This window comes from Acinetobacter sp. F-1, from assembly GCF_022869025.1.
Taxonomy (GTDB): Bacteria; Pseudomonadota; Gammaproteobacteria; order Pseudomonadales; family Moraxellaceae; genus Acinetobacter; species Acinetobacter pseudolwoffii.
In genome coordinates, this window is sequence record NZ_JAJKFX010000009.1 from 34,672 (window position 1) to 46,527 (window position 11,856).

General features: G+C 46.1%; 7 protein-coding genes and 3 tRNA genes. 8 read left to right on the forward strand and 2 right to left on the reverse strand.

What is annotated here, in order from left to right; genetic code table 11:
- Positions 1-155: 155 nt before the first annotated feature.
- Positions 156-1,112: an RluA family pseudouridine synthase gene (locus LOZ91_RS09700; RefSeq protein ID WP_100329293.1), complete on the reverse strand. Its 957-nt coding sequence runs from the start codon at positions 1,110-1,112 to the stop codon at positions 156-158.
- 765 nt (positions 1,113-1,877) lie between these two features.
- Here LOZ91_RS09700 and LOZ91_RS09705 point away from each other — a divergent pair.
- The 5 genes from LOZ91_RS09705 (at position 1,878) to LOZ91_RS09725 (ending at position 7,879) form a co-directional block, all read left to right on the forward strand.
- Entirely contained in the window at positions 1,878-5,363 is a 3,486-nt protein-coding gene (locus tag LOZ91_RS09705; protein WP_244783101.1) for an Rne/Rng family ribonuclease, read from the forward strand.
- 173 nt (positions 5,364-5,536) lie between these two features.
- Complete coding sequence (locus LOZ91_RS09710) at positions 5,537-7,378, forward strand: long-chain-acyl-CoA synthetase (protein WP_244783102.1); 1,842 nt, start codon at positions 5,537-5,539, stop codon at positions 7,376-7,378.
- Between the two features lie 195 nt (positions 7,379-7,573).
- Positions 7,574-7,649: transfer RNA gene (locus LOZ91_RS09715), tRNA-Lys, on the forward strand.
- Between the two features lie 20 nt (positions 7,650-7,669).
- Positions 7,670-7,745: transfer RNA gene (locus tag LOZ91_RS09720), tRNA-Lys, on the forward strand.
- A gap of 58 nt (positions 7,746-7,803) precedes the next feature.
- Positions 7,804-7,879, forward strand: a tRNA-Lys gene (locus LOZ91_RS09725).
- Between the two features lie 191 nt (positions 7,880-8,070).
- Here LOZ91_RS09725 and LOZ91_RS09730 read toward each other — a convergent pair.
- Entirely contained in the window at positions 8,071-8,760 is a 690-nt protein-coding gene (locus tag LOZ91_RS09730; protein WP_244783103.1) for a hypothetical protein, read from the reverse strand.
- A gap of 243 nt (positions 8,761-9,003) precedes the next feature.
- Here LOZ91_RS09730 and LOZ91_RS09735 point away from each other — a divergent pair, with 243 nt between their 5' ends.
- The 3 genes from LOZ91_RS09735 (at position 9,004) to LOZ91_RS09745 (ending at position 11,777) form a co-directional block, all read left to right on the forward strand.
- Positions 9,004-9,279: a PspC domain-containing protein gene (locus LOZ91_RS09735; protein WP_244783104.1), complete on the forward strand. Its 276-nt coding sequence runs from the start codon at positions 9,004-9,006 to the stop codon at positions 9,277-9,279.
- A 216-nt stretch (positions 9,280-9,495) separates the two neighbouring features.
- The gene (locus LOZ91_RS09740) at positions 9,496-10,281 is read left to right on the forward strand and encodes a sulfite exporter TauE/SafE family protein (protein WP_244783105.1); all 786 of its coding nucleotides are present in this window, start codon (positions 9,496-9,498) and stop codon (positions 10,279-10,281) included.
- 83 nt (positions 10,282-10,364) lie between these two features.
- Complete coding sequence (locus LOZ91_RS09745; protein WP_005172903.1) at positions 10,365-11,777, forward strand: DASS family sodium-coupled anion symporter; 1,413 nt, start codon at positions 10,365-10,367, stop codon at positions 11,775-11,777.
- Positions 11,778-11,856 lie beyond the last annotated feature (79 nt).

Consider the following 11,856-nt stretch of genomic DNA (forward strand, 5'->3'; position numbering starts at 1 on the left):
AAATTTGATTCAAGGTTAGGTAGCTTTACCACCTCTCTCTACCCTCTCCTTGTAGAAGAGGGTAGAGAGAGGTTTAATGCCTAAAATCTCCCCTAGCCCCTCTTTAAGAAAGAGGGTTAGGGTGGATTGAATTTATTAAAAGAAAAAATAAGTCTTTACTGAGCCGTCGGCTTATCCGCTTTCTGTGCTCTTAACTGTGCCACCAGACTCTGCATATCTTCCGGCAAAGGTGCTTCAATCATGGCATAACCCGGAATTTCCAGACGCATGGCATGCAGGCAAAGACGGCGTGGTTTCGGCCCGTTATAGCCAGTTTCATGACCATATTTTTCATCGCCCACCAGCGGATGACCAATACTGAGACCATGTACACGAATCTGATGGGTACGACCCGAAAGTGGAGAGGCATAGACCAGTGTGGCATGCATAAAGCGTTCCTGCACATTCCACTGCGTCTTCGACTCTTTACCTTCTTTCGGCGATACACAGACACGACGCTCGCCATTGGCCAGCTCATAGCGATGTAAAGGCGCATCAATCAACTGACGGTCAAGTGCTACGTTACCTTTGACCACAGCGGCATAGGTTTTTTTGATTTTATGTTCACGCAACATATCTTGTAATGTTTTCAACACGCTACGCTTTTTGGAAATCATCACCAGACCGGAAGTATCACGGTCAATCCGGTGAATCAGTTCCAGATACTTTTTACCGGTTGCGGCACGCAAGCCCTCAATCAGGCCATAGGCCACACCGCTACCACCATGCACAGCAATCCCGGAAGGTTTATTCACGACCATCAAACCTTCATCTTCATAAATCACACGGGCCAATAAGCCTTGTGCCACTTTGTCAGAAACAGGTGCAGCAGATTCATCTTTTTGTTCATAGCGAATCGGCGCAACGCGAATCTGGTCACCGATTGCGAGTTTGGTTTCTGCTTTAATGCGTTTTTTATTAACGCGAACCTGGCCTTCACGAATCAGACGATAGATACGGCTTTTTGGCACACCTTTCAGACGACTAAACAGGAAATTATCGATGCGTTGTCCATCTTGATGTTCATCCACTTCAAACCAAGTGACGTTTTGCCATTGTTGCGTAGAATTCATACAGTTACTATGACCCAAAAAATACTAAAATTGATTAAAAACTGATCACTTAGGTTATGCTTTACACAAGAAACATAAGCTTAGCCCATAGGCAGATGATGCAAGGTTTGATATAGTCAGCGCACGGAAACCATCGTTTGTGAGTAAAAGTTGAATCATTTCAGATTTTTCTGAACTTGATTGTTCAATTAAAGACTCACATGATACGGGAAGGTCCCCAAAGAATTATGCCACGCCGAAGGCTTATTATATCGGCAAACAAAGCAAACTGTTGCGTTTAATTGTACCTCAGGTACATAAATCAGTTTGTCTTAAAAAATATGTCGCCAACTTTCGTTGGTTTTTAAACGTAAACTGATACACATCAGATTAGTCGCACCCTGAAGACGACTTCAGGCTACAGCGTCGATGCATTGGATCTGCACAGTTTGTAAAGATACGACGACAATTCCGTATCAAGACACTTTCTATAAAGAAGGGATGATCTTCGAGCAATGTGACAGTGAAAGTTACATACATCCAATGCACCGCTCGTCCGCCAGTGAAGCGTTCAGGTGACTTTAATCCGTTTAAAGATTGAAGCCGTATTGCCATCATCAATACGTGAATCAAAACCGAAGCCTATCTATACAAGTAGAAGCCGGTAAGAAAAGACTCAGACCACAATGAAATTCATTGCAGATTTGAGCCATTGATCCGTGATGTGTGATGTTCGCTACGTGTATAGCGATTTTTTGCTGTGTATCACTATAAGGTGTTACACCCATGAAACGTATGTTGATTAATGCAACACATGCCGAAGAAATTCGCGTTGCACTTGTCACTGGTCAGCGTCTTTACGATTTTGATTTAGAGAATCGTACCCGTGAACAAAAAAAATCCAATATCTATAAAGGTCACGTGACTCGCGTTGAGCCTTCTTTAGAAGCTGTATTTGTCGAATATGGTGCAGGTCGTCAAGGCTTCCTGTCGATGCGTGAAATTGCAAACTCATATTACAAAGCCGATCCGCGCCAGACCTCAAATATCCGTGAACTGATCACGGAAGGCACCGAGCTTTTGGTTCAGGTGGAAAAAGAAGAGCGTGGCAATAAAGGCGCTGCCCTGTCTACGTTTATTTCACTTGCTGGCCGTTACCTGGTTTTAATGCCAAACAACCCGAAAGGTGGTGGTATCAGCCGTCAAATTTCTGGTGCTGTGCGTGAAGAACTGAAAGAAATGCTGGCGACGCTTAACGTACCACGTGGCATGAGCGTGATTGTGCGTACTGCCGGCATCGGCCGTTCACAAGAAGAGCTGCAACTTGATCTGCAACATCTGCTTGACCTTTGGGCACAAATCCAGAAAACAGCAAGTTCTGGCCCATCTCCAATGTTGGTGCATCAGGAAGCGGGTGTGGTGACACGTGCCATTCGTGACTACCTGCGTGATGATGTTGCGGAAATTCTGATTGACTCTGAGCAAGCCTATAACGAAGCTTATAACTTCGTAAAAGCAGTCATGCCACGTCAACTCGACAAACTGAAAACCTATACCTTAAATGAGCCTTTATTTGCTCATTTCGCGATTGAAAGCCAGATTCAGACTGCCTATGAACGTGAAGTAAAACTGCCTTCTGGTGGTTCGATCGTCATCGATCAAACTGAAGCTTTGGTGTCGATTGACATCAACTCAGCAAAATCGACCCGCGGTAGTGATGTTGAAGATACTGCGCTGAACACCAATATTGAAGCTGCAGAAGAAATTGCGCGTCAATTGCGTTTACGCGATATCGGCGGCCTGGTGGTGATCGACTTTATCGACATGACCAAAGATCGCAACCAGCGTATGGTGGAAGCGAAACTTCGTGAAGCGACCCAGAGTGACCGTGCCCGTATTCAATTCGGTCAATTGTCACGTTTTGGCCTGATGGAAATGAGCCGTCAGCGTCTACGTCCTTCTCTTGAAGAAGCGACTGGCTATGTCTGCCCACGCTGTCATGGTACCGGCATGGTACGTGACTTGCGTTCACTTTCACTTTCAATCATGCGTAAAGTGGAAGAGATTGCGCTGCGTGAACGTCAAGGTGAAGTTCAGGTCGAAGTTCCGGTCGAAATTGCTGCATTCATGTTGAATGAAAAGCGTCATACCCTGGTATATCTGGAACAGACCTCGAATGTACGTGTGACAGTATTGCCGCATCCACATCTAGAAACACCGCATTATGAAATTACCTATAATGCCGAAGGCTTTGCCCCAACCAGCTATGAACGTACCGAAGCGACCCGTTCAAGTGAAAAAGAATTGGGCTATGAGTCTTCTGAATGGCATCTAGAAGAAGAGCAGCATGCGCAACACGCAGCACCAGCGCCTTCACAGCCGCAACAAAACAACGGCCGTAATAACAATAAACGCCGCAATCCACAAAACCAGCCGGCTCAACCGCAAGTGGCACAGCAAGCACCTGTACAGGCAGCAGCTCCAGTGGCTTCAAGCAGCCCATGTGCATGGTTAGAAAACCTGTTTGTACAAAAACAGGCAGCGACTGTTGATCCATCACGTACTGCCAATAATGCTGCAGCAGCGATTGAACAAATGATCAATGGCGGTGCGGTAAGTCGTGGCCAGTTCGGTCAGGTGGCTGCACCGGTTGCACAGCCAGCACCACAGCACGTAGCACAACCTGCTGCTGTATCAAGCAACAATAATGCTTACCTGGCACCATCGACTGTTGCACAAAAACAGGAACGTGATGCGGCAGAAAAACCGGCAGAGCGTGAAGAAAGAGCACCACGTCACAACAAGAAACCGCGCAACCCGAACCCGAAGCACAAAGAACCGCGCGAGCAGGTTCAGTCTGAAGCTCCTGTACCTCAGCAACATCAAGTGCATGAAGAAGTGGTTCAGGTGTCTCGTCAAGAACAACGCCATGAAGCACGTGAAAACAAGCGTCATTCTCGCCGTCAGCATCACAACGAGCCAGCGCAGCAAAATGATGTTCAGAACAATGAACAACAGCCACAACAGGCAATGCCGCGCCGTGACCGCCGCAACCAGCAACGTCCGGAACGCCCAAATCGCCACCGCGATCCAAGTGTTCTGAACGAACAAGCGCCTCAGGCAGCTCCTGCAGTTGTTGAAGCGCCGGCCGTCAATGACAAGCAGCTTCGTGTTGAATTGGTCGATGCACCCCGTCCGGATGTGATGCCAACAGCAATGGTCGTAAATATTGACCAGGCAAAAAGCGAAATCGTGGCATTGAATGACAATGCTACAGTTGCAACGCCAGCAGTTGAAGTCACTGCACCGGCAGATGCGCCAGTTGAAGCGGCTGCAGCTGAAAATGTGGTTGAAGCCACCTTGACAGCTCCTGTGGAAGAAATTGTAGCGACTGAAGCAACGTCTGAAAAAACACGGGCTAGCAACGATCCGCGTCAGCGTCGTCGCCAGCAGCGTGCAGCACAGTCGCAACAACCTGCAGCTCAGCAGTTAACACCGTCACAAGTGCCAACTTTGGGCCAGTTCACCATTGGTAGCCTGATTCGTCATGTCTATGGTGAAGACTGCTCAGTGCTGATTGAACAGTTTGGTTTATTACCAACCTTCAACCGTGCTTTAGAAAAGTTCACGAAAGAGTACAACGCGAGTCTGGTGGCTGCCGCAGCGCCTGCTGCTGCTGCAGAGAAAAAACCGGTCACCCGTGATGTTGAAGTAACGGTAGCCAAGGTTGAAGCAGAGCCTGCTCCAGTCCTGGACCTGAACCCACCAAAACCGGTCTCAGACAAGCGTGTTGCCAACGATCCACGTGAGCGTCGCCGTTTGGCTAAACAGGCTGCGGAGCAGGCTTTGCAACAAGCCAAACAGCAGGCAAAAGTGGAAGCCGCGCCGGCAGTTGAAGCTGCGCCAGAACCTGTAGCAGTAGAAGCACCAGCTGAACCTGTTGAAGCAGCTGTAACTGAAGCACCTATAGCATCGGAAGCAGTGATTGAAACGACAGAAAATACTCAGCCGACGGAACCAGCAACTGAAACCGCAGCACCAGTAGAAGTGACCACTGAAGTTGCACCAGCTGAAGTTCAGGTCGAAGAAGCTGCTCCAGCTGAAGCAAGTGCTGAAACAGAAGCGCCTGTGGCAAAAAGCAAAGATGTGGCAGAAGCGACCCTAGAGGAAGCTGAAGCCAGCGAAGCGGAAAAAGCCGAGAAGCAAGCTGCTCGCCCGCGTCGTCCACGTGGCCGTCCACCGAAAAAAGCCAATACTGCAACTGAGTCATAATTTGCCCAATTGCAGTCACATAAAAAAACCTAGTCATTTCGATGACTAGGTTTTTTTTGCTAGATTTGGTCAAAATAGGTAGATTGCACTAGCTTTTTAACGTTAAAAGATGGATAGCTTGTCTACTGTATATAAATTAAACCTATCGGATACGAAAAACAAATAGGATTCTCATGACCCAAATGAAACCGCACGATCTTATTGGTATTGCAGATGTCGCTGCCAAAATCCCGGCCTTCTTAATCAAAGTGCCTAATTTGCTGACTGGGCTAAGACAGGCTTATTTACGTACTCCGAATACACCGGCCGGTCTGGGTCTGGCTTTTGAAAAAGCTTCACAGCGTAATCCGGAAGGTATCGCTTTGCGTTTTGAAGATCAAAGCTATAGTTATACCACTCTTAATGCCTGGGCCAACCAGATTGCACATTTCTATCTTTCCTTGGGTGCCAAAAAAGGTGATGTCGTGGCGCTGATGGTCGAGAACCGCCCTGAACTCATTGCCAGCGTGCTCGGTCTGGCCAAACTCGGTGTCACCACGGCACTGGTCAATACCTCACAAGTGGGTAAGGTGCTGACCCACAGTATCAACCTGGTCAAACCAATTGCGGTGATTGTCGGTGAAGAGTGCCGGAACGCGGTCAACGAGACTCGTGATGACCTCAATATTAGCAGTGATCGCCTGCATTGGTTTGCCGATCAAAATACTCAAGCCGATCCGGGTCAGGCGCCTGCGGGCTTTATCAATCTGGCTGAAAAAATCGATCTCTCCCCGAAATTCAATCCACCGACCACCCATTCGGTGCAAGGCAAAGATGGGCTGTTCTACATTTATACGTCGGGCACCACCGGCCTGCCTAAGGCAGTCATCTTTACCAACGGGCGCTGGACGCTAGCTTATGGCACCTATGGCCATGTGCTAAACCTGAAGAAAGATGATGTGATGTACTGCACCCTGCCGCTTTATCATGCCACAGGCATGGTGGTGTGCTGGTGTGGCGTGATTGCAGGTGCAGGAACGCTTGCGATTCGACGTAAATTCTCGACCTCCTCCTTCTGGAAAGATGTAAAGAAATTTGATGCATCTGCAATTGGCTATGTCGGTGAGTTGTGCCGCTATCTGATGGATGCCCCTCCCTCTGAACTGGAAAAAGACCATCGGGTCACCCGAATGATTGGAAATGGCATGCGCCCGAATATCTGGGACAAGTTCAAATCCCGTTTTGGGATTCAGGAAGTGCTGGAATTGTATGCGTCCAGTGAAGGCAATGTCGGTTTTAGCAATATTTTCAATTTTGACAATACCGTCGGTTTCTCCCCGACACCCTATGCCATTATTGCCTTTGATAAAGATAAAAATGAACCGGTTCGGGATAACAAGGGTCACTGCAAACGGGTGAAAAAAGGTGAAACAGGTTTACTGATTGGTAAAATTACCCGTCGCTCACCCTTTGATGGTTATACCGACCCGGAAAAAAACAAGTCCGTGATCATGCAGGATGTATTTGGCAAAGGTGATGCTTATTTCAATACGGGCGATCTGGTACGTAATATCGGCTTTCGTCATGCCCAGTTTGTCGACCGCTTAGGTGATACTTTCCGCTGGAAAGGTGAAAATGTCTCGACCACCGAAGTCGAAAATATGCTCACCGAGTATGACAAAATTGTTGAAGCCGTGGTCTATGGCGTTGAAATTCCAAATACCAATGGTCGTGCCGGGATGGCAGCGCTGACCTTAAAACCAGACATGCAACTGGATCAAGAAGACCTGCAACAGATGGTCAGCACCTTTAAACAGTGCTTGCCTGCTTATGCCGTTCCGGTGTTTTTACGTATCCAGCAGCAAGTCGAAACGACAGGCACCTTTAAATACCAGAAAAACAGGTTGAAAGAGCAAGCATTCGATCCGAATAAAACCGATGAACGCCTGTTGGTTCTCTTACCAGGTGCAACGGCCTATTCTGAGCTCACAGCAGAGATTTTTGCCAACATTCAGGCCTACCAATATCGCTTCTAAGTACTGAAGTTGCCTATTTTTTGTTTAGATAAAGCACAATTGTTCTATTTATAATCAAACATGGGCAACTTTGTTATTTTTTGCTTGCGCTGAAATGAGATCTTGCTACAATACGCTCCATCAAACAAAGTGGTGCTTTAAGCTATTTAGCTTGACTTGCACTATACATTCAAACCTAGTTTGAATGCCGGTTCAGGGCCGTTAGCTCAGTTGGTAGAGCAGTGGACTTTTAATCCATTGGTCCCGCGTTCGAGTCGCGGACGGCCCACCATTTCTTTGATATCCCTTGATGGGCCGTTAGCTCAGTTGGTAGAGCAGTGGACTTTTAATCCATTGGTCCCGCGTTCGAGTCGCGGACGGCCCACCATCATTCTAAAACATCAGTTTTAGAAATCTCAATCAAATTCATTTTGATTACCCAGAATGGGCCGTTAGCTCAGTTGGTAGAGCAGTGGACTTTTAATCCATTGGTCCCGCGTTCGAGTCGCGGACGGCCCACCATTCTTTGCTTAGAATGTTTTCTGAAACATCCCTTACACTATTTTGATTTGCTTTCTATCAGCTGCTATTATATTTTCACGCTTGGATTTTAGGCTGATTTGTCTTCAAAACTTGTTTTGATTTTTAAACAGTTATAAATAGTTTTCTTTAATCCAATTCTAAAAAAAAGAGCAGCGCCGTTTCTTATCGCATTATTTTCTAATATCAAATGTGGTGTCTTTTACCAGTTCATAAGCTTTAGAGGGTGCAGGATAGCCGCGATCAAATAATTCACGATTGATTCTTTCCTTTTCACTATAGATTTTGTCCAGATTCATCACCAGATGGTTCGAATCCTTAATCGTATAATAAAAGCTCGCCCCTTCTTTGCGACTCACCACCACCTCGGTACGTTCCGGATTGATAAACCAGCGGTCTTTACGGTAGGTGATATTGTGAGCCGTGCTGTTTTTGGTATTATCAATAAATACTTTGCCATACTGTAAAATGCTGCGATGCACCGTACCATCCGGCATCAGAGTCAAAATAAATTCTGCCTTGCCTTCAGTACAAGGCGCAAAGCGGCCATCACAATCAATTTCAGTATGATAGCGGCCTATAAACGCCTTGGCATCCTCTGGTACAGTTGCAGGGTTTAAATCAGCTTCTGCCGGAAGAGTCGCCTGCCCTGCGACCTGAGTTAAGGATTTGGCACTGACGGTCACTACATCGGCCTTCGTATTGGCAGCGGAAATTTTAACACCCTCTTCTGAGGTTGCCTGACTTTCCTGTTCAGGTTTGACTTGTTGCTGATCACAAGCCTGTAGTATGCCCATCCCCCCCAACATTAGGCCGAATTTAAAAAAACTGCTTAATGTACAACTTGATACATCCAATTTCATTTTAAAGCATACCTAAATTAGGAAACACAGCACGTACAGAGCACATTGCAAGCCAATGAACTTTACACAAGAGTTCAATAGAATTTTCACTATGTTAGTGGCTCTTAGAGCTGGATTTAATCTTTATTAACATTACTTAACGAATTTATTTGCAATCAGCACTTTAAAAATTTTGATCCAACTCCATTTTTGAAGTATGGATCTGTTTTAGGATTCAACCCTATTTTTAATCAGGAGATTTTAATGGCCAATGTTGGTTTATATCGCTCTAACCGCTCAAACATGATTGCAGGTGTGATGGGTGGTATTGCTGAACGTTTTGGTTGGAACGCGAATTTATTACGTCTGATTTTTGTGGTGATTTCAATCATGAGTGCCGCATTCCCGGGTATTTTGGTTTATCTGGTTCTGTGGTTAATCATGCCAAAAAAGCAGTACAACATTGAACAGGACAAGGTTCAGCAAGTTCAGGGCTATCAAAATCCTGTGCGCACCGTCAATCAGGATAAACGCTATTAATCTGCATCCTAATTTATAGCAAGATGTATTGAAGTGCTTCCTCCTTCACCCAGTCTAATGGGGTGAGATTTTGATGCCACGATAATTCCCCTAGATTATCGTGGCTTTTTTTTGCCTATATTTTTGTTATTTCTATGCTGTATGACAGCTTTTTACTTTATCTTTTAGCTCAATTAGCGATAAATTCAATATTCCAATGTTTGAAATGGATGTCAGATGACTCAGGCAGAATGGATGATGCTCTGGCTCTGTGCCTTAGCTGCACTGCTGCATGGTTTAAGCGGATTCGGCTTTCCCATGATGAGTACAGCCGTTCTGTCCAGTGAATATCCGCTGAGTATGGCAGTGACGCTTGTGATTCTGCCCTGCCTGCTGCTTAACCTGATTATGCTCAATGCCGATCCACAGCATGGCCTGTTCAGCAGTATGGGCTATTATCTCAAACGTTATTGGCCCTTAATCCTGAGTAGCCTGCTGGGAAGCATGCTCGGAGTTCAGTTATTATTCTGGTTGAATGAAGGGATTCTAAAATTATTGCTGGGTCTGGTGATGGTGTTCTATGTACTCGACCAGCTAAGAACACGGCCGCTGCAAGTCAGTTCTCATGTTTCCAGTATGCTGTATTTTGGTTTACTGGCCGGCATTATTGGAGGTGCGACCAATGCTATGGCACCTTTTCTGATGATGTATCTGATGAGTTGCCAGCTCTCAAAGATAGATATTGTTATTATCAGTAATCTCAATTTTATTGCCGGTAAACTGATCCAGCTGATTTTACTATTTCCAATTCTGATCACACTGGAAACCCATCAACAGCATATTCTGATCGGGATCAGCTTATTCGCCCTTGCTGGTGTCTGGATCGGAGGCAAAATACGCCATCGTTTATCTCAGCAGCATTTCAAATGGATTGTCCTGGCTTTACTTTTTGGCTTGGGCCTGTATGCCCTCTGGCAAAGTGCTGGATTATTGCAACAATCTGGTTATAGTATCTTTAAATAGGGTATTTTTTAAACAAAGCAAAATTACAAATTCAAAGCTGATATAAAAAAATGACGTAAATAAAAACCTTGCAAGGAGAGCATATGACTCAGACCAATCTAGCCACCCCAACCAATGCGATGCCTAAAGGGCTGCTCAAAGGCTGGATCCTTATTGTTGTTGCAGCTATTGTGGCCTATAGCCTCTATCTTTATCTGCCCTATGACCAGAATGCCAATAAGGGTCTGGCTCTGCTGGCTTTTATCGGTATTCTCTGGCTGACTGAAGCGATTCATATCACCATTACCGCACTTTTAGTTCCAGTGATGGCGGTGTTACTCGCCATGCCAATGGCCTCTGACGGGGGACTGGTTCCCATCACCACACAAGCCGCTTTGGCCACTTTTGCCGATCCTGTCATTTTCCTGTTTTTTGGTGGTTTTGCGCTGGCAACGGCATTGCATATCCAGAAGCTGGACCGGAAAATTGCCATGTGGATTATCTCCATGTCTGGTGGGCATTTGGGTATTTCTGTACTGGCGATTTTTGTGGTGACGGCGCTGCTGTCCATGTGGATTTCCAATACGGCCACTGCTGCCATGATGCTGCCTTTGGCCTTAGGCTTGCTTTCACATCTGGATGTCAGCAAGGATCGTAAAACTTTTGTCTTTATCCTGCTCGGCATTGCCTATTCGGCCAGTATTGGCGGGCTGGGCACCATGGTCGGTTCCCCTCCGAATGCCATTGCCGCCAAGGCACTCGGCTATGATTTTGCCGACTGGATGAAAATCGGCTTGCCGATGATGTTCATTATTCTCCCCGCCATGCTAGTCAGTTTATATCTGGTACTACGTCCAAAACTAAATCACAAAGTACAATTTGTGACCGAAGATATTCCCTGGACCGGCACCCGTATAGCCACCATGATCCTCTTTCTCTGTACTGCAATTGCCTGGATTTTCAGTAAAAAATTCACCGAAATTTTTGGTATTTCTCAGCCGGATACCTGGATTGCAATTTCGGCTGCCTGTATGGTGGTAATTCTAGGTACCGCAAGCTGGAAACAGATTGCAGAAAATACCGACTGGGGGGTCTTGTACCTATTTGGTGGTGGTCTGACCTTGAGTGCCATTCTGAAGGATTCAGGCAGTTCGCTGGTACTGGGGCAAACTCTGGCCAATGCCTTTGGTGATGCCTCCCCGCTGATGATTATTTTTGTAGTCGCCACTTTTATTATCTTCCTGACTGAATTTACCAGTAATACCGCTTCGGCTGCCCTGCTGGTACCAGTATTTGCCGCAATTGCGGATCAGATGGGCATGCCCAAAGAAATTCTGGTGATTGTCATTGGTATTGGTGCCTCATGTGCCTTTATGCTGCCGGTAGCTACCCCGCCCAATGCGATTGTTTTTGGAACCGGTCATATCCAGCAAAGCGAAATGATGAAAGTCGGTTTTGTACTGAATATTATGTGTATCTTTATTATTTCACTGTTTATTTACTGGTTCTTCCTCTAAACCAAGTCCAATAAAAAAGCACGTTTTGGCGTGCTTTTTTATTGGCAAGTATCGCTGCTTTTTAAGCAAAATCCTTGCT